The following is a 21,450-nucleotide window of genomic DNA, read 5'->3' on the forward strand; positions in this document are numbered from 1 at the left end:
AAATGATTAAAATTCCTATTTTTTATTATCGGCTAACTACAAAGTATTTATATATGCACCAGGCTTTAGGCAAATAAATTAAGCATTACTTGCGTCGCACTCTTGTACAATACAATGTATGGCAGCAGGTTAAAACCCAGAAATAGTGCTTGTAAAATAAAATGATAGCCAATATTCCTTCTCTTTAGCATCTTTGCAGTTTAATACAATCAAGCAAATGAGTCCGGAAAGAAAGGATAAATTATTAACAGTTTTACACAAAAGACAAAACAACCTTACCGTTGTGCTGGAAAATGTAGAAGACCCCCACAATATTTCTGCTGTAATGCGCACCTGCGATGCAGTAGGTATTCAGGATATTTATGTACTTAACACAAAAATTCCCAAACATAAAAAATGGGGCTACCGTAGTGGCAGCAGCGCCGCCAAATGGTTAACCTCTCATCAGTTTGATAACCTGGAAGCCTGCGTTACTGAATTAAGAAAAAACTACCAGTATATTTTTACCACCCATCTGTCTACAGATGCAGTAAGCCTTTATGACATTGATTTTACCGGCAGCGTTGCGCTGGTTTTTGGTAATGAACATGGTGGTGTAAGCAATGAACTAAGGGCTTTAGCCGATGGTAATTTTATTATCCCTCAACTGGGTATTGTACAAAGCCTCAATATTTCAGTAGCTTGTGCGGTTAGTGTATACGAAGCATTCAGACAAAAACAATTGGCCGGGCAATACCAAAGCCCCAGTTTACCAGCAGAAAGAATTGAACAAATAATGGAACAATGGAGCATAAGCAGGCATGTAATATTGGCCCAAAACAAGCTTGCAAAATCAGACAATCAAATGTAATATTAGCTATCCCCTTGCATGGCAGCTATATCCCTGTTATCAATTTCGCTTTTTAAATGGTTAATACTTACATTCAGCTCGTAACCAATTAACAATACCAGAGAATTAATAAAAATAAGCAGCATAATCATTAAAACAGTACCTATTGACCCGTAAAACTTATCATAGGTAGAAAAATTTTGGGCCCATATAGAGAATAAATAGGTGGCCAGAATCATTAAGAATGTAGCAATAATTGCACCGGGAGATAATAATTCCCAACGCTTATGCACCGTAGGCGCAAATTTGTAGATAAATGCAATTGAATATAAAAAAAGTAAAATAATTACCACCCAACGTATAGAAAGTATCCAGAATTTTACAGTGCTATTACTGATATTTAGCGAGTCCATAATACTGTTAAACAATACACCCTGCCCCGCAGAAATAAGCGCCGTACCTATAATTAGTAACACCATAATAATGGTTAACATGATGGCCCTGAGTCGTTTTTTTATAAAATTGGTTTTGGCCCGCTCCATTAACGATCTGTCGAAACTGCGGATAATACCCATCATTGCATTAGAAGCATAAAACATAGCCAGTACAAAACCTATGGATAGCATCCCGTTCTTGGGCTTATTAAAAAAGTCATCCAGAAAATTCTTTATTACTTTTTGGGAGTCGTTATTAGGAGTAATTTCCATAAACACCTTCAGCACCTCATTATGAATATTTTTTGCAACTGGTAAATAAGGCACCAACGTAAATAAAAACAAACTGGCAGCCGGTATAGCCATAACAATATTAAAAGAAATAGCTGCGGCCCTCACGTTTAATCCCTCCCTTTGTATTTGCATTACAAAGAATTTCACTACATCATACAAGGGCACCCCATGAAAACCGGGCAGAATAATTTTCTTGCTGCGTTCCCTAACGGCTGTAATTGGGCGTGAAGTAAATATCAGGCGTTCCAGTTTCGTCAAAATAATTATTGTTTTTGTTTACGGGCCATCCATTCATCTAATGCATGCTGGTATGCCTTGGCATATTGCTCATGTTCTGCATAATTGGTGCTAAAATGATGATACCCGCTAAAATCACTTTTGGCAACAAAGAAAAGATAATCCGTTCTTGGCGCATCTAACACTGCATCAATAGTAATTTTTGAAGGGGTACATACCGGGCCGGGCGGCAAGCCCTTGTTTCTATACGTATTGTAAGGCGATTCAACTTTTAAATGGCCATACAAAATACGCTTTATAGAAAAGTCGCGTAATGCATATTTTATGGTGGGGTCGGCACCTAAAGCCATGCCTTTATGCCAACGGTTTATATATACACTCGCCACATTACCCTTTTCATCATTTTTATTGGTTTCTTCTTCTATAATGGAGGCAATGGTATATACTTGTTGTGGAGTTAAGCCGGCATCAGCAGCCCTTTGCAGACGGTTATCATTTTGCCAGAATTTATCATTTTCCGACTGAAGTTTTCCAATGATATCCGGCAATGTACTATTCCATTTAATAAAATAGGTATCTGGAATTATCAGGGTAAACAGGGTGTTGGTATCTACATTAAATGTTTTAAGTGAATCGTTACTAAGAAAATATTGCATAGCAGTAGCCGAGTCAATATCAAAGTTGCGGGCAATTTGCCTGGCAAAATCTTCCTTTACCCTCCATTTATTTATAATTAGTCTAACAGGCGACTGCGTATTGTTACGTAACATTCTAACTATATTAAACAGGTTTTCGTCTTTTTTAATTTCAAAACGGCCGGGTTTCACTTTTTCCCAAACACTGGCATTTGCAGCCAACCAATCAAAAACAACACTGTGGTTAATTAAACCATTGTCCATTTGATCTAACACCTGTGTTTTTACATCCTTATCTGGCCTTATAAACAGGAATTTAGATTTTGATTCAAAACTGGTTGCCGGCCCAAAAACAAGCCATGCAGCCCAGGAGCCTGCAAAAACAAGCACAACAAATATGTACAGGAATATTTTTTTCATTGCACCCCAAAATAACAAAAAAACGCGTTGCATTGGCAAACACATTTATAAAGGGATTGGTTAATTTTTTTTGAGCCAACCGATACATCATCTGGCATCGGCACTTGCGTCGCACAGTTCAGGGTTCCTCATTTATTGCAGCTAAAAATGCAGGTTTAAAAGACCTTAGTTTATATCGGAGATTTATATGTTTTAGCTGAATAGCGCATCGGAACGTACAAGTGTGCGACGCAAATGGGATTAATATGTTTACATCAGCCTGGCCCATAAATAAAAACAATAAAAGGCAGGCAAAAAAAATCCTGCCTATAAATACAGGCAGGACTAAAATATGTTTGTGTACAATTACTTGCCAGTATCGGTTGCAGCAGGTAAAGTAGTTGTATTTGAAGGCAATGTTGCATTTGGTGCAGGGGCAGTAGTAGCAGCACCTGTATTCAATTTTTGAATAACATCGCTACCTGGTGTTGCTGTTGTATTACTAAAGAACAAACTTGACACAATGCAAAGAATACCCACTAAACCTGAAAATATCCAGGTGCCTTTTTCTAACACATCATTGGTTTGCTTTACACCCATAACCTGGTTACCAAAACCACCTAAATTACCTGATAAACCACCGCCTTTTGGGTTTTGAATTAAAACAATAATACCCAGTAATGCGCAAGCTAAAACGATTAAAATAAAAAATAGAATTGTCATTTTATTTGTCTTTAAGTTCCTGTATTTTGGCGGCAAAGTAAATGTTTTTGGACGGATCCAAAAAACTTAATTTTTGGTATAACTGAATTGCCTTGGCGGTTTTACCTTGTTTTGCCAATACCTGGGCCATAGTTTCGGTAATAACCTCTTTTGTTTCGTTAGAAGTTTGGGCAATGTTTTCTATAATACGCTCTGTATCGGCATCTGTACCTAAATCGGTAGGTTGTTGGTTTATGCGTTTCATTTGTTTTAGCCATTCGGTAAAACTTTTTACTTTATTAGCCAGTTGGTCTTGCTGCTGCCCTCCCTGTAATAATTTAATTCCCTGCGAAGCAAAATAATCTATGGTATGAAAGGGGTTTGGTTTATCAGCTACAGGTGCTTCTGAGTTAATAGTTTTTTGAAATTCCTTCAATTGCTGCTCTACCAGCTTGGAAAGATGATCACTCAGTTCCACACTTAATTCTCCCTCAGGTTCGGGTTCATCCAACGGCAAATCACCTTCATCAACCTGGTCTGTAACCTCCTGTGGCTGGTTGTCGGGCTGAATTACTTCGTTTACCAAAGCTGGCTCTATTAGCAGCTCTATTTTAGTTTGGGGTGCTTCTATTTCAGTATGTAATACAGTTTCGGGTACACTGTCTTCAGCAGGCTCCACAACCGCAATACCTTCAACATTCTGTTCAGGTACAACTTTTTCTACCTGTTGCTCTGGTTCATTAGCTATTTCAGGCTCTAATTGTTCAGCTTCTATTAGCGTATCTGCTATAAGTTCCTGCGCTGGTTCAATGTCTGTTTCTACTATTACCTCCGGTTCTTCTTCTGTTCCTGTATTTGTTGCCTCAAATATGGAAGCAGCAATATTTTCCTGAATAGCTGCTATTGCGATATTTTCCTCTGGTAAATTTTTCACTTCTTCAGGCTGATCAATCAACCTACCTTCCGGATTAACCAGGTACTGCAGCCAAAGGGTATCATTAAAGTATAAGGCTGTTTTTTTCCATTGAGCATTTGCCTTAATATCAGAGGTAGCTTGTTCCTGCTGCGCTAGTAGTAATTGACCAAAGGCAAAATAGGGATGGTTTGCCAATAAAGCAGTTAACTTATCATACTCAATATTGTGTAATGATAGTTGCTCTGATAGTTCCTGTATGATATCCTGCCCGGCTTTTATCATTTGGTGAAAATACAATTCTGTTACCAGTTAGAAAAAATACGGTTAAAAATTTCATCTGTTACATTCTTGATGATATCGTCCAGTAACTGATTTTCGGCCTGCTGTAAACTTAGTCCTGCAGAGAAATCAAAATCCCTGCTTACATCATATTCCTGAGATTTGCCATCCAATGAATTAAATAAAGTAATATGAACTGCTACTGTTAATCGGTTGGTAGCAGCCTGCTGCCTGGTGGTACCACCCTGACTGCTTAAACCTGCCGTGCTTACGTTATAGCTACTGATATAACCGCTAATCTGATAATGGGCATCGTCTTTATTGGTACGAATTAAGCGGGTTTGGTTAGAAATTTTTTGTTGCAATTGATCCGTTAATCTTGGGCTTAACTGTGGGTTTTTATAGCTGGCCCTGTTTTCAAGAAAGCTAATCTTTACTGTTTTTACCTCAGGCGGAATAGTAACATCTTTAAATGTGTATACCCCACAGGAGCTTAGAAAAAATACCATGCCAAGCACTAATAAAAAAACCACCTGCCTTCTAAACATATTAACGGTAATTATAGTTCTTTGAAGTTGCATTATTGATGGAAAGCTATTATTCTTCAATGTCATATTCTTTTAGTTTTCTGTATAATGTTCTTTCACTAATGCCCAAATCCGACGATGCATCTTTTCTTTTACCCTTATGTTTTTTCAAGGCTTTTATAATCAATTCCTTTTCCTTATCCATAATATTTAGCGATTCTTCCACATCCTCGTGTTGATGAATATCATTTTCATGTGTAAAAATTACTGGTTGTTGGGTAACCTGCGCCTGTGGCGAATATGCATTGTGTACTACTGCAGGCATAATTTGCGGCTGATAGTCATTATTGTTGTGCCCGTTATAATCATTTACCAGTGACTCTTGCGTAAAATTGGCGGCCTGGCCTGCCAATGCAGGGTTTTGCAAAATTTCAAGGAACATTTTTTTCAACTCGGTAACATCCTTTTTCATGTCGAAAAAAAGTTTGTATAGAATTTCTCTCTCATTGGAGAAATCATTATTTGCAGCCGGTGTTGGTTGATTAGCCAAAACAGGCAATCGATAGAAATTTTTCTCGGGCAAAAATTTTCTCAACTCTGGCGCTGTAATAAATGATTGGACACTTAATACAGAAATCTGCTCTGCAATATTCTTCAATTCCCTAACATTACCGGGCCAGGGATAGTTAATTAACAGGGCTTTTGCTTCTTCATCCAGTTGCACCGGTGTGGTTTTATACCGCTCTGCAAAATCAACTACAAATTTTCTGAATAGGATAGGTATATCCTCTTTTCTGTCTCTTAAAGAAGGTACCCGAATGGGTACGGTACTTAACCTGTAATACAAATCTTCCCTAAACTTACCGGTTTGGGTAAATTCCAGTAATTCGCGGTTGGTAGCGGCAATTACCCGCACATCCGTTTTTTGCACTTTTGATGATCCAACCCTGATAAACTCACCTGTTTCAAGCACCCTTAACAACCGAGCCTGTGTTCCAATAGGCATCTCCCCTATTTCATCCAAAAAAATAGTGCCGCCACTCACTGTTTCAAAGTAACCTTTTCTGCTATCTACTGCACCGGTGAAGGACCCTTTCTCATGGCCAAATAATTCTGAATCAATTGTGCCCTCGGGTATTGCACCACAGTTTACGGCAATAAAATGATTATGCTTGCGGGAAGATAATGCGTGAATGATTTGCGAAAAAACTTCCTTACCAACTCCACTCTCACCAACAATTAACACACTTAAATCCGTTGAAGCCACTTGTATAGCTGTATTCAATGCATTATGCAATGCAAGCGAATTACCAATAATGCCAAATCGGTTTTTTATACTTTGTATATCCATTGTTTTAGAATTAAACATTACCCGTATTTACATTCTCGGGTAATTATTGGCCTGCCTTACATGTTACTTTTAAACCACTGCTTCACCAATTAAGGTTGCTTTTGAACACTCATGCACTTTTACATCCACATAATCTCCTTTTGTAAGTTGTAGGTTTGCCTTAGGAAAAATAATTACTTTATTGTGAGAGGTTCTGCCTAGCCAATCCAGGTTACTACGTTTACTATCGCCCTCAATTAATACCTTATAAGTTTTGCCAACTTCAATAATATTGCTTTGATAAGATAACTGATATTGCAGGTCTACAATTTCCTGCAGCCGGCGTTTCTTGGTTTCCAATGATACATCATCTGTAAACCTACGTTCAGCAAGGGTGCCGGGGCGTTCACTGTAAAAATAAGTATAGCTTAAATCGTATTTACTATAGCTCATTATATCCATGGTTTGCAGATGATCTTCTTCCGTTTCTGTACAAAAACCAGCAATGATATCTGAACTAATACCACAATCTGGAATAATTTTTCTAATCTGGTCAACCTTGGCCATATACCATTCCCTGGTATAGGTTCTATTCATTAATTGTAATATTCTGTTACTGCCACTTTGTACAGGAAGATGTATATAGTTACAGATATTCTCATATTTTGCAATGGTGTGTAATACATCATCCGTTATGTCCTTAGGGTGCGAAGTGCTAAACCTTACCCTTAATTCAGGGCTAACCAAGGCAACTTTTTCCAACAAATTGGCAAAGTTGACAATAGTGGTATTATCATTGGCTACCCAGTAATAACTGTCAACGTTTTGCCCTAGTAAGGTTACATCCTTAAAACCGCGGTTAAATAGGTCTTTGGCCTCTTCTACTATTGAATCAGCATCACGGCTGCGTTCACGGCCACGGGTAAACGGTACCACGCAAAAACTACACATATTATTGCAGCCGCGCATAATAGATATAAATGCATTTACGCCATTACTTTGTAATCGTACCGGCGATATATCAGCATAGGTTTCATCCCTGCTTAATAATACATTCACTGCTTTTTGGCCGGTTTCGGCCTCTTCAATTAGGCCGGGTAAACTGCGGTACGCATCGGGGCCCACCACCATATCCACCAATTTCTCTTCCTCCAGCAATTTACTTTTTAAGCGCTCTGCCATGCATCCCAAAACGCCAACCAACATACCTGGTTTAGCCTGTTTTAATTTTCTAAATTCGGTAAGGCGCTTACGTACTGTTTGCTCAGCTTTTTCTCTTATAGAGCAGGTGTTTACAAAAATCAAATCAGCTTCCTCTGTGTTTAAGGTGGCGCCAAAACCTTCTTTATGTAAAATAGAAGCTACAATTTCACTATCGCTAAAATTCATGGCGCAACCATAACTTTCTATATAGAATTTTTTTCTGTAGCTGTTTTCATCTAGGGCAAATGGCGCAAAAGCTTCACCTTGCCTGGCTTCATCATGTTCTTTGGCAGTTATTTGCAGCGTATCCATTTATAAAAATCCTTGTTTTAAAATATTTGTTTATTTATTTGGTTGCCGGCTATGGTTCCATATCGGCTTTTGTTGTGTCACTCACTTGTACTCCATATCAATTTGCAGCAAAGCCTAATTGTTATTGTAATAATTGGTATCGGCCAGTGATAACAGTCTGCAAAAATATATAAAAATTGTTGTACTGACTGTTTGACAGTTTATTAACATTATTATAGGAAGCCCAAAGTAAATTTGCGGTCAAGAATAGCGTTATTCGTTTTCAGGTAAAGTATATCTTAGTGTTATGAATTTGTTGGATAGTGTTGTATTTTTTGCCGAGGCATAGGAGAACGATGCTGTGTGCGACGCAAGTAAAGCTGATAATAGAAGAATAGCCGGGTTCATAATAATAATGTGCATGTAAACCTTAAATAATCACATGAGTAAACACGCTTTATTAAGCATTGTATGTTTTGCAATGGTATTTATGTCGAGTGCGCAGGATTATATACCTGTAAAAGTGCTGCCTTCAGAAATTTTTAAAACAGTAAAAAAAGACCAGAACGATACTGCCAAATGGACCTGGAAACGGGGTGGTATGGTAAACCTGAATGTGGCCCAGGGATCGTTAAGTAACTGGGCATCGGGCGGTGATAATTTTACAATTGCAGTGGCTTCGTACCTGAATTATCATATTTTAAATAAAGGGCCCAAGCATAATTGGGACAATAGTGCCGATTTTAATTTTGGGTATATTAATACCACATCGCTTGGCAGCCGTAAAAATGATGACAGGCTTGATGTTTTGTCTAAGTATGGTTATAGTATTGATAGTACCGGAAAATGGTATTTATCTGCCTTGTTTAATTTCAGGTCGCAGTTTTTTGATGGTAATTCTTACAGTAATAATGTGGCCACTTTAAATTCTACTTTATTATCGCCGGCTTACTTATTTCTGGCCGCTGGTTTTGATTTTAAACCTTATAAACATTATTCCCTGTTCTTTTCCCCGGTTACAGAACGTATGACAATTGTAGCCAGCAAAAGACTTTCTGACAAAGGCTTATACGGTGTACCAGCCGGCAGCCATTCTATTAACCAGATTGGTGCTTTTGCTTCTACTACATTTACTTCTCCGGTGTTTAAAAATGTTGTGTATAAAGGCAAGATGGATTTGTTTAGCGATTATGGCCACAACCCGGAGAATGTTGACATGTATTTTACCAACTTCTTTAATTTCAAAATAAACAAGTTTTTATCTGCCACCTATAACCTGGATCTTATTTACGATGACGATGTAAAGTTATTTGGTAAAAACAGCGATAGTCCGGGGCTGCAATTAAAAAGCCTGATTGGCATTGGGTTTTCTATGCCATTTAATGTAATTATGAATTAGGTAAGGCAGTATTATTTAGCAGGTCTTTACCAAATTGCAGAATGTATCCATTATTATCTTTTATGGCAAATTCCCGCATGCCATATTCAAAATCTTCAATTGGATAGTAAATATGCGGCGTGTCTTTTACTTTTTCCCATAATTCATCTATATCATCGGTATAGATATAAAATGTACCAGTAAATACTGGTTTTTCGTATGGCGTGTGTTCGTTGGGCACTGCGAACATGAAATCTACGCCATCTTTACGCATATGACACCAGCCCCATTCTTCGTTGAGTTCGCTAATTTCAAAAGCAAGTTGTAACTGGTAAAATGCTACAGTAGCTTTTAAATCGCTGGTCCACAACATAGGGGTAAGGTATTTATAATGCATCCGGTATTTTTAGGCTATTTCAGGAAAACTAATCCGGTTGGCTAACCAACTTTTGCTTACCGGCTGCAACCAGTTTTGTAATAACTCCTTTTTGGTTGCTACCAGGTTATTAAAATATAAAGTGGTTGGCAAAACAAATCCATTATCAACGGCATATTTTAATTGTGCCATAGGTAATAATTGTACTTTATCTTTTATTACAAAAGCTAAAGACTGCCTGTCGAACATATTTACGCCAGAAAGCGATTCAATTTGTTTGATAATTCTAACCGAACTATCCGTACTACATCCACTTACTCCGGTAACAGTTTCATCAGCCATGATAATTACAAACTGGCCGAATAACAAATTTGCATATCCTTTAACCGGAGTGCCATGTGTTTGCCAATCCTTTACAAAAGCGTCCAGTATTTCTTCTATTTGTAACGCTTCCTGCAGGGTAAATAAACGGCTGCTTTGGTAAATCCAAACTCTTGACAAATCGTGAAAATCTTCGGGTATATGTATTTGATAGTCAAAATTCATATTCAAAATTTAAAACGGAAAATAAAATTGTTGTTGTATGGCTGCAAATGTACAACAGATAAAACCCAATTATATAACAGGCCATAATTGAATGTAAAATCTTGTGTTATTATGCTAAACTGGCTGCAATTAATTCGGCAATATCAAGCACTTGTACATCGGCTTCTTTCTCCCGGTTTTTAACACCATCTGTTAGCATGGTATTGCAAAAAGGGCAACTGGATGCAATTACCTGTGGTTGTAAAGCCAACGCCTCATCAGCCCTTTCGATATTTATTCTTTTATCGCCGGGTTCATCTTCTTTAAACATTTGGGCGCCACCGGCACCACAACATAAGCCATTACTGCGACAACGTTTCATTTCTACCAGTTCGGCATCTAATACTTCCAGTACCTTTCGGGGTGCTTCGTAAATATGATTGGCGCGGCCCAAATAGCAACTATCATGAAATGTTATGCGCTTTCCTTTAAAGTCGCCACCTTCCTTTAGCTTTATTTTACCATCATCAATTAACTGTTGCAAAAAACTGGTATGGTGTATTACTTCGTAATGGCCACCTAATTCGGGGTATTCGTTTTTAAGGGTATTAAAACAATGCGGGCATGCTGTAACAATTTTTTTTATACCATAATTATTAAGTACCTGTATGTTTTGATAAGCCATCATTTGAAACAAAAATTCGTTTCCGGCCCTTCGTGCCGGGTCGCCGGTACAGGTTTCTTCCTTACCTAAAATAGCATATTTGATGCCTACCTTATCCAGTATTAAGGCAAAGGCTTTGGTAATTTTTTGGGCCCGTGCATCAAAACTTCCTGCGCAACCTACCCAAAATAAAATCTCGGGGGTTTCTCCGTTCATCATCATTTCGGCCATGCTGGGAACTTTCATATCAAAACATTTTTTCAAAATTAGGGCAAAATAAAATGGAAAAGCAACTGCCTTTCTACCGCTGATTTTTTTACCGAAAGTACAAGTGTGCGACGCAAGTAAAGCCCCATTTACCCACTTTAGTTGGGCTAAAAAATGGATTATTAAAACAAAAAGGGCATATTGCTATGCCCTTTTAAAAAATATATTTAAATATTAGCTTATGCCTAATAATTCCACATCGAAAATAAGGGTGCTATTGGGGCCAATTTGCGCACTTACCTGACGATCGCCATAACCAAGATGTGGTGGAATAAAGAAACGCCATTTGCTGCCCACGCCCATAAGTTGCAGACCTTCTGTCCAGCCCTTTATTACCATGTTTAAAGGAAACGTTGCAGGTTGGCCACGTTGAACCGAACTATCGAAAACAGTACCATCAATTAAAGTTCCGTGATAATGACAGGTTACTTTTTGTGTGGATGTTGGTTTTGCTCCGGTACCCTCGGTTAATACCATGTATTGTAAGCCACTGGGTAATGCTACCACTGCTTCATTGGCTGTATTGGCGGCTAAAAACTCCTGACCAGCCTGTAAATTGGCAGCCGCTTTTTCATTTTTTAAATTGAATAATTTATCTGCGATACTCATGCTATTTTTTTTGCAATATTAGGTGATAAAAAGAAAATTTCCAGCAAAACACCAGTGCTTAACAATTACTGTGATTATGATTTTAGAGATGCAATATCAATTACAAACCTGTAACGCACATCGCTTTTTAAAATGCGTTCATATGCTTCATTTATGTAATCTATTTTAATCACTTCCACATCAGAAGCGATATTATGGGCTGCGCAAAAATCAAGCATTTCCTGGGTTTCTTTTATACTGCCAATTAATGAGCCGATAATACTTCTGCGTTTCATGATTAATGGAAAAGCATGTATTTGAACCGGTGTTGGTGGTACACCAACAACAATCATAGTACCATTTGTTCTTAACAAATTTAAATAAGGAATATACTCGTGCTGTGCAGATACGGTATTAAGAATTACATCAAAATGGTTTTGTAAGCCCTTCATCGTTTCTGCATCGCTGGTTAGCGCGAAATGATGCGCCCCAAGGCGGGCAGCATCTGCAGCTTTAGATGGCGAAGTACTTAACATGGTAACTTCTGCGCCAAATGCTACTGCAAATTTTACAGCCATATGGCCCAGGCCTCCCAAACCAAGTACAGCTACCCTATCTCCCTTTTTTACACCAACATGTTTTAAGGGTGAATAGGTGGTAATGCCCGCACAAAGTAATGGAGCCACACCTTCTAATGGTAATGCATCCGATACTTTAAGCGTATAATTTTCATCTGTAACAATTACAGTTGAATAACCGCCCTGACTAATGGTAACACCATCTTTTTCGTAGCCATTATAAGTGCCAGTCATCCCTTTATCGCAATACTGTTCATCGCCAGATTTACAATTATCGCATTCGCGGCAAGAATCAGTAAAACAGCCAACGCCGGCTAAATCTCCAACTTTAAACTTGGTAACATGTGCGCCTACTTTAGTAATTCTGCCAACAATTTCATGGCCGGGTACCATGGGGTAAATAGAATTGCCCCACTCATTACGTACCTGATGAATATCAGAATGGCAAACGCCGCAATACAAAATATCCATTTGAACATCGTGCGGCCCCACCTCCCTGCGATTAAAATTAAAAGGTGTTAACTGTGAAGTTGCAGACTGCGCTGCATATGCATTTGTATGTGACATGTTTATTTTTTTTAAGCTAAAACAAAAATATACTATTGAACATGGATTATGTTCTATTTATTAAATATTGATGGCTAATAACAATATATTACCTGATTCGTAAAAAAAAAATACAATTGAATGGAATATTGGCCAGGCATTTGTAAATAATGAGGCTTTACTTGCGTCGCACTCTTGTACAACAGAAATTTTACTCAGCTTTATACTCAATATCCGTAAAAAATAATTTAAGCCTTACATTTATACAGGCAATTTGCAACAATAATCAGTAGTAAAAAGGTATATGCAGCAATTCACGACTATTATACTAAAATTTGAAGAAAAGGGTGAAAAGACCGGTTGGACTTACATTGAAATCCCTACTGACATTACTGAGGCACTTTTACCGGGCAATAAAAAATCGTTTAGGGTAAAAGGAAAGCTGGACGAGTATAGCTTTAAGCAGGTAGCCCTATTACCCATGGGTGATGGAAAATTTATTATGCCCTTAAAGGTGGATGTAAGAAAAGCCATCAAAAAACGCAAAGGAGCTATGGTGCAGGTTTCACTAATATTGGATGAAACACCATTTATAATTTCTGAAGATTTATTGGTATGCCTGGAAGATGAGCCGATTGCACTTCAAAACTTTAATAAATTACCGCTAAGCCATAAAAAGTATTACACCAAATGGATTGAGAGCGCTAAAACTGCCGAAACAAAAGCAAGGCGCATAGCCGTTTCCGTTATTTCGCTTGCCACAGGGAAAACTTTTGGCGAAGCCATGAAAGCCATTAACATTAAATAAAAAATGGGAGTTCATTGCTGAACTCCCAATATTATAACAGATTAATACTAATACTGTTTTGTAACAACTACCAACGGTTGTTAGAATAAGCAGGCTTCTTAGGACGATCTTCCTTAGGTCTTGCTTCGTTTACTTTAATGGCACGGCCATCAACTGTAGCGCCATCAAGTTCTTTGATTGCTTTTTCAGCGCCTTCTTTATCAGCCATTTCTACAAAACCAAAGCCACGGCTACGGTTAGTAAATTTGTCCATGATAACTTTAGCAGATGTAACTTCACCATACTCTGCAAAAAAACCTCTTAAGTCTTCGTCTTGTACTGCGAAGCTTAAATTTGAAACATAAATGTTCATACTAAATAATTAATAAAATAAAAATGCTTGAGAAAAAACAGGCGTAACGTAACTGACTAACTATTTATTAAATATGCGTAGCAGAAATATCGATCACTAAACTGTAGAACTCAAATTGACAGTGCAAATGTAAGCTTATTACCGCAGACTGTTGGTATTATTTTTTTAAGCAGCTAAAAACAATACAATATTATCAGTATGGTTCTGAGTTGGTAATTACTACATTAACCATTTTCTATCGGATTAAATACATAACAAGTGCTTATGCCCAGATATATTCTTAAAGTACAAGAGTGCGACGCAAGTAAAGCCCTTTTCTTGTACTTCTGCAGGGCTAGTAATAAAATTACACTGCGGGCTCTTGCTGACTAAGACAATGAAAGCTACCAAGGCCCCAAATTATTTCTACTGAATCGATACCAATTACCTGTTTGTTTGGGAAACATGTCTGAATAATTTGTAATGCTTTATCATCTTTTGGGCACCGGTAAGTGGGCACAATAACAGATTGATTAGCTATGTAAAAATTGGCATATGATGCCGGAAGCCGTTGATCCTCATAAATTACCGCATCGGGCATGGGTAGCTCTACAATATTTAACTGGCGGCCATTAAGCAACCTCATTTGCTGCAACTGATGAAGGTTGTTTTGCAACAAATGATAGTTTTCATCCAGTTTATTTTCTTCTACAACCGTAATAACGGTATCATCATTTACAAAACGCACAGTATCATCAATATGCCCGTCTGTATCATCGCCAACAATACCATCGTCTACCCAAAGCACTTGCTTAACCCCGTAATAATTATATAAATACTGCTCAATCTGCTCCTGATTTAAATGCGGGTTTCGATTCTTGTTCAATAAACAGGCTTTAGAAGTAACCAATGTGCCTTTTCCATTAAACTCTACTGAGCCTCCTTCCATAATTATACCGGGATAGTACACCGGAATATTATAGTGTTGGGCAATTTTGGTTGGTATAATATCATCCAAATCGTAGGGGGGATATTTACCGCCCCAGGCATTATAATTCCAATCAACTACCACTTTTTTTATTTCAGCTTCGGGATTAATTAAAAAAGCAGGACCATGATCCCTACACCAGGCATCATTGGTAGGATGCATAAAAAATGATACATTCAACATATTGGCTCCAGCATGCTCAATATGCTTAGTGGCAAATGCCTGCATAACAGCATCTACTACATTTATACATACTCTTTCATGTTTAGCCAATTCTTGTATAAATTGGCAATAGTATGGGTAAATAGCATCTATTTTACCAGGCCAGGAAGCTTCTTTATGAGGCCAGCTTAACCAGGTGGCAGTATGCGGGGCAAATTCTGCGGGGAAATAATACCCTAAATCAGCAGGTGTGTTGGATAACGCTGTCATTAATCTTCGTCTATAAATCTTTTAGTAATAGGTTGGTAAGAATCAATTCTTCTGTCGCGCATAAAAGGCCAGTGTGTGCGGTAACGATCAGTTAATTGCAGATCTAATTCCTGCACATGTATTTCTTCTGTGGTATGTGAAGCCTTATACAATAAAGTACCAAAAGGATTAGCTATAAAGGAGCCACCCCAAAATTGCATAGAACCATCCTGCTCATAACCACATCTATTTACACTTACTACATGTAAACCATTGGCTACGGCATGGCTGCGCTGAATGGTTTGCCATGCGTTGTATTGTTCAGTATTAGTAGCTTCATCCTGTGTTTTATGCCAGCCGATAGCGGTAGGATAAAATAAAATTTCGGCACCCATTAAAGCAGTAATTCTTGCAGCTTCCGGATACCATTGATCCCAGCAAATTAACACCCCGATTGTAGCAAATTTTGTTTTAAACACTTTATAACCAAGGTCGCCTGGAGTAAAGTAGAATTTTTCGTAATAAGAAGGGTCATCAGGTATATGCATTTTGCGATATTTACCCAAATAAGTACCATCCGCGTCTAGAACAGCCGTAGTATTATGGTAAATACCCTGGGTTCTTTTTTCAAATAAGGAGGCTATAATAACTACTCCTAACTCGGCAGCCAGTTTACCCAATGCATCTGTTGAAGGTCCGGGAACGGACTCGGCCAAATTAAAATTATCGTAATCTTCTACATCACAGAAATATAGAGAAGTAAACAATTCCTGCAAACAAATAATTTGGGCTCCTTTTGCAGCAGCTTCTTTTATTTTTAATACCGCTTTCTCAAAATTTGAAATTTTATCAGCAGTGCAGTTCATTTGAACCAAACCTACCCGTACTTTATGCATATTTCACTTTTTTAAAACCTTGCAAAAATACATGAAAATGGCTTTTCCAAAAGGGAAATAACAGTTAGTACATTTTGGAGGTGGGCTTTAGTAAGTAATGCAACTATACTTGCCACGCTCGGTTCATCGTTCCGATTCTTTGTGGCATCATAAAAAAGCCAGGAATTAGTGCAAGAATTATCCAATCTTAGCATTCTTAAAAAAAAAAGGGTAGCTATTGCTACCCTTGCGATGATATTAGATTACTTACCACTTTTTAGTTTTAACATAATCCCGGCTCATTCTGATACTATCAAAAGGATCGCCTTTACAAACATCCTGTTCTACAAACCAGTGTTTTAATCCGGCGGTTTTTCTTGCAGCAAAAATGCGGTCAAAATCAATATCACCATTACCCACTTCTGCAAAAGCACCACTAGTTCTGTCTTTATCTTTCACATGCCATAGAGGAAAACGACCAGGGTTTGCCTCAAATAATGCCACAGCATCTTTTCCAGCCTTACTTACCCAATATAAATCCAATTCCATTTTAACTTTATTGCTATCAGTTTGATTCAAAAGCAAGTCATATGGCATGGAACCGCCTACATTTTCAAATTCAAAGTCGTGGTTATGGTAACAGAATTGCATATTTGCTTTGTTACAAACCTCGGCTGAGCTGCTTAGCAAATCTGGTAAAGGTTTATATAATTCTGCTGTTCTTTCTGCTGGTGGCAACCAGGCGCAAACCATATATTCCAATTTTAATTCTGCGGCATCATCTACCGCCTTTTGCCAGCCATTTGTTAGCGTAGCAGTTGCATTAGTAGTTCTGCCAGTAACATAATGTGAACTAATAGGTTTTAAACCCAGGTTGTTGCAAATAGTAGCGAATTCTTTGGCTGTTTTACCAAAAAAAGTTCCGTTATATCCAAATAACTCTATTTCGTTGTAACCCAGTTTGCTTAATTTCTCCAAAGAACCGGTTACGTCTTTGGCTAAAGCATCACGAAGTGTATACAATTGAATACCCAGTGCTTTCTTTTTGGGTGCAGCCAGCAATGTAGATGATAAACCAATACCTGCAGCAGTAAATGCAAGTGATTTAACAAATGTTCTCCTTTCCATATAGTAAGTTTTATGGACTGAATATAGTGCTTATTATTAAACAAAACGATTAGAAATGAATAAATTAATAATCCATTTTATTCATTGCTGCCATAAATGAGGAACGATGCAGTGAGTGACACAAGAGAAGATGAGTAAAGGATCAATTGCATGCCATATAAATAATACCAATAGATTGATAAATAAAAAAGCCTCCATCATGTGGAGGCTTTTTATTTATTTAAGTTTAGATTACCCTTCAGAAACCTGGAAAGTAATGCTTTGCTTTTGACGGTAAATTACGTTTCTACCATTTTGAACTGCAGGAGTCCAGGCTGGTCCTTTTTTGATAACACGTACTGCTTCTTCTTTGGTACCATAACCTGGGTCATTAAGTGCTTGTACCTCAGAGATATTTCCGTTTTTATCTACAAGAAATGAAACAATAACAGTATAGTTGGCAGGAGGTGCTCCATTATCAACTGGCACGTTACTATTTAAATTTCTTTCCAGATATTTTGTCCAGGCACCAGATCCACCTGGAAATTTAGCTTCAATTTGCACAGTTTTGAACTCTTTATCATAGTCTTCTACTTGTGCTTTTGGGGCTTCTACCTGTCCGGTACTTTGTTCTACCGGAGGTGCGATTACATCGGACTTTTCACCTTCCTGATTGATGGTACCAATTTTAGTATCATCCAATTTATCTTGTTCAGGTGGCTTTTCATCTGGCTTAACCTCTTCATCTTTTACAATTTTAGGAGGTGTAAACTTTGTAATCTCCACTTTTGGTGGTTCCACTTTTGGTGGTGGTGGAGGTGGTGGTGGCTCAGGTTTTTTCTCATCCTGCTTTACGTCAGCAAGAGAAACATCTTCCACCAGAATTTGAGTCTGTTTTTCCGGCACAACGTATTTGGCCAAAACACTTCCTAAAAAAACCAATAAACAAATGGCAAGCATGCTTGTCACTGATATGATTAGTCTTTTTTTGTAGGTTTTACGCAGGTCGTATGCCCCATACTCTTTATTTCTACCCTCGAAAATTAAATCGAGGATATCTGCGGTTAAAATTTTATTTATGTCCATTGCTCGGGAATTAATTGATTTAATTGAAATCCTGATAATATCCTAATTACCAGAACTTTGTTCTGTTATTTTAATCAACTGATCTTCATCAGGAGAGATATCAACAAGTGCATATCTTTTAATAACGTTAATTGACATTTCATCAAGAATATCAATTACATTTTTATAAGTGCTTTCATCACTTGGCTTGATAACTACCACCATATCAGAAGTATCTGTTGATTGCTTTTTTTGGATAAGAACGTCTCTGATATCTTTAAAATTAGATGCTTTGAAGTTTGTTCCAGTAGCATCTGCTTTTAAAATTCCCTCATAATAGAACACATTATTATCCTTTCCCAGCAAAATGGTAAGCGCACCAGATTCTTTAGCCTTATTCTGCTCTTCCGGAGTAGCTCTGTCATCCGGCAAGTTCAGCTTCATTGCTGTTGGCTGGCTCATTGTAGTAGTAAAGATAAAAAATGTTATCAGCAGGAAACCTAAGTCCACCATTGGAGTAAGGTCTACCCTAGTTGACATTTTTTTCCCTTTCTTGACGCCGGGGCCTTTCTTATGTTTCCCCCCGCCGCCCGAGGTATCCATTTCTGCCATGATAAAACATTTAAATTTTTAAAAATATATTTCTATTATTCAATAAAAGCTATTCTTCAGATTTTGCATCCTTACTCATTGACTGTTTCCAAAGGTCTGATCCTTGTGGAACACTCTCAGGGTTGGTAACCATTTGAAATTTAAAGAATTCATTCTTTTTAAATGCAGTAATTACATTTTTAAAAGATGGATACTTTGCAATGTTATCTCCTTTGAGCAATAAGTTAGGCTTTTGTCCTGCATAAACTGTAGCTACAGCTCTCATCCAATCTATCAATTCATTATTAGACGTGTCTTTACAAGGAATACCCGGTAAAGTTTGGTCTGTCATTTTATCAACAGGGATGGTAGCTTGCTGCTTTAATTGATTGATGGCAACCCCAATAAAAGGCGCTTTTACCAAAGCGGCTATTTCAGCATCAGTTAGTCCAAGATTTTTGGAGCTATTAATTGTAGAAATAATTTCCTTTTTATTTGCCTTATCGATGGAATTATCCCCTGTAGAAAGGAAAACTTTTCCATCTTTATTCAAAGTAATAAGTACCACATCCTTTTCAGGTGCAACTTTAGAAGCAACTGAGTTAGGTGTGCTTACCGGAACAGCCTCAGAAGGCTTAAACTTTGTAGTAAGAATGAAGAATGATAACAGCAAAAAAGCAACATCGCACATCGCAGTCATATCGACACTCGTACTTTTTCGTGGTAATTTAGGTCTTGACATTATGTAAATATTTTATAACTTCTGATAAGTAGATGCAACAACCTTTATATTCCACAAATAAATGTTCAATTTATTTGTAGTTAGCTGCGAAGCTTTGTGTTAAGGTAAAACCTGATTCATCTATACCAAAAGTGATAGAATCAATTTTAGTGGTAAACACGTTGTACATAATAATTGCAATTGCAGATGTACCAATACCTAATGCAGTGTTATACAATGCCTCAGAAATACCTTGAGAAAGTTTCTGAGCAGCTTCACCACCACCACTCTCACCAAGAGCAGAGAAAGAACGAATCATACCCATAACCGTACCCAACAAACCTAATAATGTTGCAACAGAGGCAATAGTTGAAAGGAAAACCAGATTTTTCTCAAGCATTGGAAGTTCAAGAGCAGTAGCTTCTTCAACCTCTTTCTGGATATTTAACACCTTTTGCTCAGTTGTTAATTCACCATTTGAAATCATTTCTTTATACTTACGTAAGCCGGCTTTCATAACATTACCAACAGAACCTTTCTGTTTGTCGCATTCAGCCATAGCTTTATCAACATCTTTATTGGCAAGGTGGTACTGTACTTTGCGGATAAACTCGGCAATACTGCCTGTTCCTGTAGCTCTTGTAACAGTTAAAAATCTTTCAATTACAAATGTTAACACAGTCAACATCAATCCAATCAATAAAGGCACAATAATACCACCTTCATACATACGAGGGAAGTTTCCTTTAGGACCCTGATGATCAGGCCAAAATCCCCCTTCCATATCAGGGGCAGTGAAGTTACTTGAAGCACCGAGAACATAACGCCAGATAACATACCCAAGAATGATACAGGTAAGTGGCGCAATCCAGGAAATGGAATTACTCTTTTTTACTGGTTGTACAGAAGTTGTGCTTTTAATTGCCGCAGTTGCAGCTGGTTTTGTTTCAGCCATGACACAATTGATTTTTGGTTAAAAATTTTAAGATTACAATTCTAATGAAAATTCATTTGAAATAGCAAGTTTATTTCAAATAATTTGATTGGGTGCACAAATTAAAAACTTTATTTAACGCCACCAACATGATATTTTCTTTTTTATAAAAAAACCTGCTGTTTTTTTTTAATAAACCCTTTATTGTGAACAAATCGCTTCTAATCAGTCACTTTTCTTCGAAATTTTCAGAAACCCCTATTTTAATGCGTAAATTTTACAGAATGAGCAAATCTGTAAATAACAGCTTTATTTTTTAATACCTGCAATATGGAAAAAAATTATCAGGATTCTTTTATAAAAACCATTTACTTCAATCTATTTATCAGCACTGTACCTAAACATTCTTATGCAAACGTTTGCGTTGTGATTAAATTTATTTACCCGAATAAATTTTTGTTTTTTTATTAGTTAGTCTGTGCCATAAACCTCAAGAAATGAATTGCCGGCAATATTCAAATGCGGTAGTAAACATATAAAGATTTACGAAATTTAAAACTGATTAACCGCTTAACAAATATTGCATGGGTTAATGGATTCGAAATAGCAGTATTACAATTA

Annotated in this window: 23 protein-coding genes; 3 read left to right on the plus strand and 20 right to left on the minus strand. The window is 37.4% G+C overall.

Going from position 1 to position 21,450, the window contains the following annotated elements; all coding sequences use genetic code 11:
- Positions 1–217 precede the first annotated feature (217 nt).
- Positions 218–850 carry a TrmH family RNA methyltransferase gene (locus tag GD597_RS09665; RefSeq protein ID WP_171607645.1) on the plus strand — a complete coding sequence of 211 codons (633 nt, stop codon included), beginning with the start codon at positions 218–220 and terminating at the stop codon, positions 848–850.
- A 2-nt stretch (positions 851–852) separates the two neighbouring features.
- Here GD597_RS09665 and GD597_RS09670 read toward each other — a convergent pair whose 3' ends face one another.
- The 7 genes from GD597_RS09670 to miaB all read right to left on the minus strand — a co-directional run bounded on the left by GD597_RS09670 (position 853) and on the right by miaB (position 8,097).
- Positions 853–1,815, minus strand: coding sequence for a YihY/virulence factor BrkB family protein (locus GD597_RS09670; RefSeq protein WP_171607646.1), 963 nt, complete (start codon positions 1,813–1,815; stop codon positions 853–855).
- Positions 1,816–1,820: 5 nt separating this feature from the next.
- The gene (gene mltG / locus GD597_RS09675) at positions 1,821–2,849 is read right to left on the minus strand and encodes an endolytic transglycosylase MltG (RefSeq protein ID WP_171607647.1); all 1,029 of its coding nucleotides are present in this window, start codon (positions 2,847–2,849) and stop codon (positions 1,821–1,823) included.
- Between the two features lie 345 nt (positions 2,850–3,194).
- Positions 3,195–3,551, minus strand: a complete 357-nt coding sequence (gene secG, locus GD597_RS09680; RefSeq protein WP_171607648.1) for a preprotein translocase subunit SecG — start codon at positions 3,549–3,551, stop codon at positions 3,195–3,197.
- A gap of 1 nt (position 3,552) precedes the next feature.
- A complete protein-coding gene (locus GD597_RS09685) occupies positions 3,553–4,728 on the minus strand; it encodes a hypothetical protein (RefSeq protein WP_171607649.1) in 1,176 nt (391 codons plus the stop codon).
- Positions 4,729–4,748: 20 nt separating this feature from the next.
- Entirely contained in the window at positions 4,749–5,339 is a 591-nt protein-coding gene (gene lptE, locus GD597_RS09690; protein WP_235954252.1) for an LPS assembly lipoprotein LptE, read from the minus strand.
- Positions 5,323–6,603, minus strand: a complete 1,281-nt coding sequence (locus GD597_RS09695) for a sigma 54-interacting transcriptional regulator (RefSeq protein ID WP_171607831.1) — start codon at positions 6,601–6,603, stop codon at positions 5,323–5,325. The genes lptE and GD597_RS09695 overlap by 17 nt, the downstream gene beginning before the upstream one ends.
- A gap of 69 nt (positions 6,604–6,672) precedes the next feature.
- A complete protein-coding gene (gene miaB / locus GD597_RS09700) occupies positions 6,673–8,097 on the minus strand; it encodes a tRNA (N6-isopentenyl adenosine(37)-C2)-methylthiotransferase MiaB (RefSeq protein ID WP_171607650.1) in 1,425 nt (474 codons plus the stop codon).
- 421 nt (positions 8,098–8,518) lie between these two features.
- Here miaB and GD597_RS09705 point away from each other — a divergent pair, with 421 nt between their 5' ends.
- Positions 8,519–9,475 (plus strand): DUF3078 domain-containing protein, encoded by a 957-nt coding sequence (locus GD597_RS09705; RefSeq protein ID WP_171607651.1) that lies wholly within the window; start codon positions 8,519–8,521, stop codon positions 9,473–9,475.
- On the opposite strand, the gene GD597_RS09710 is transcribed toward GD597_RS09705, so the two are convergent.
- The 5 genes from GD597_RS09710 to GD597_RS09730 all read right to left on the minus strand — a co-directional run bounded on the left by GD597_RS09710 (position 9,465) and on the right by GD597_RS09730 (position 13,019).
- Positions 9,465–9,851: a VOC family protein gene (locus GD597_RS09710; protein WP_171607652.1), complete on the minus strand. Its 387-nt coding sequence runs from the start codon at positions 9,849–9,851 to the stop codon at positions 9,465–9,467. The two genes, GD597_RS09705 and GD597_RS09710, sit on opposite strands and share 11 nt — an antisense overlap.
- Before the next feature lie 9 nt (positions 9,852–9,860).
- Positions 9,861–10,376, minus strand: coding sequence for a hypothetical protein (locus tag GD597_RS09715; RefSeq protein ID WP_171607653.1), 516 nt, complete (start codon positions 10,374–10,376; stop codon positions 9,861–9,863).
- 109 nt (positions 10,377–10,485) lie between these two features.
- On the minus strand, positions 10,486–11,265 hold the full coding sequence (locus GD597_RS09720; protein ID WP_171607654.1) for a (Fe-S)-binding protein: 780 nt from the start codon (positions 11,263–11,265) through the stop codon (positions 10,486–10,488).
- Positions 11,266–11,460: 195 nt separating this feature from the next.
- The gene (locus GD597_RS09725; RefSeq protein WP_171607655.1) at positions 11,461–11,895 is read right to left on the minus strand and encodes an FKBP-type peptidyl-prolyl cis-trans isomerase; all 435 of its coding nucleotides are present in this window, start codon (positions 11,893–11,895) and stop codon (positions 11,461–11,463) included.
- Between the two features lie 74 nt (positions 11,896–11,969).
- Entirely contained in the window at positions 11,970–13,019 is a 1,050-nt protein-coding gene (locus tag GD597_RS09730) for an NAD(P)-dependent alcohol dehydrogenase (RefSeq protein WP_171607656.1), read from the minus strand.
- Between the two features lie 283 nt (positions 13,020–13,302).
- Between GD597_RS09730 and GD597_RS09735 the strand changes: the two genes are divergently transcribed.
- Positions 13,303–13,806 (plus strand): YdeI/OmpD-associated family protein, encoded by a 504-nt coding sequence (locus GD597_RS09735; RefSeq protein ID WP_171607657.1) that lies wholly within the window; start codon positions 13,303–13,305, stop codon positions 13,804–13,806.
- Between the two features lie 67 nt (positions 13,807–13,873).
- On the opposite strand, the gene GD597_RS09740 is transcribed toward GD597_RS09735, so the two are convergent.
- The 8 genes from GD597_RS09740 to GD597_RS09775 all read right to left on the minus strand — a co-directional run bounded on the left by GD597_RS09740 (position 13,874) and on the right by GD597_RS09775 (position 20,850).
- Positions 13,874–14,158: an RNA recognition motif domain-containing protein gene (locus GD597_RS09740; protein ID WP_171607658.1), complete on the minus strand. Its 285-nt coding sequence runs from the start codon at positions 14,156–14,158 to the stop codon at positions 13,874–13,876.
- Between the two features lie 346 nt (positions 14,159–14,504).
- Positions 14,505–15,557, minus strand: coding sequence for an agmatine deiminase family protein (locus tag GD597_RS09745; RefSeq protein ID WP_171607659.1), 1,053 nt, complete (start codon positions 15,555–15,557; stop codon positions 14,505–14,507).
- On the minus strand, positions 15,557–16,432 hold the full coding sequence (locus GD597_RS09750; RefSeq protein ID WP_171607660.1) for a carbon-nitrogen hydrolase: 876 nt from the start codon (positions 16,430–16,432) through the stop codon (positions 15,557–15,559). Before GD597_RS09750 ends, GD597_RS09745 begins: the two co-directional genes overlap by 1 nt.
- A gap of 246 nt (positions 16,433–16,678) precedes the next feature.
- Positions 16,679–17,539: a sugar phosphate isomerase/epimerase family protein gene (locus GD597_RS09755; protein ID WP_171607661.1), complete on the minus strand. Its 861-nt coding sequence runs from the start codon at positions 17,537–17,539 to the stop codon at positions 16,679–16,681.
- Positions 17,540–17,770: 231 nt separating this feature from the next.
- The gene (locus tag GD597_RS09760; protein WP_171607662.1) at positions 17,771–18,604 is read right to left on the minus strand and encodes an energy transducer TonB; all 834 of its coding nucleotides are present in this window, start codon (positions 18,602–18,604) and stop codon (positions 17,771–17,773) included.
- A 42-nt stretch (positions 18,605–18,646) separates the two neighbouring features.
- The gene (locus GD597_RS09765; protein ID WP_171607663.1) at positions 18,647–19,195 is read right to left on the minus strand and encodes an ExbD/TolR family protein; all 549 of its coding nucleotides are present in this window, start codon (positions 19,193–19,195) and stop codon (positions 18,647–18,649) included.
- 49 nt (positions 19,196–19,244) lie between these two features.
- On the minus strand, positions 19,245–19,916 hold the full coding sequence (locus GD597_RS09770; RefSeq protein ID WP_171607664.1) for an ExbD/TolR family protein: 672 nt from the start codon (positions 19,914–19,916) through the stop codon (positions 19,245–19,247).
- Positions 19,917–19,986: 70 nt separating this feature from the next.
- Complete coding sequence (locus GD597_RS09775; RefSeq protein ID WP_171607665.1) at positions 19,987–20,850, minus strand: MotA/TolQ/ExbB proton channel family protein; 864 nt, start codon at positions 20,848–20,850, stop codon at positions 19,987–19,989.
- Between the last annotated feature and the right edge of the window lie 600 nt (positions 20,851–21,450).

Source organism: Limnovirga soli, assembly GCF_013106755.1.
GTDB classification, from domain to species: domain Bacteria; phylum Bacteroidota; class Bacteroidia; order Chitinophagales; family Chitinophagaceae; genus Limnovirga; species Limnovirga soli.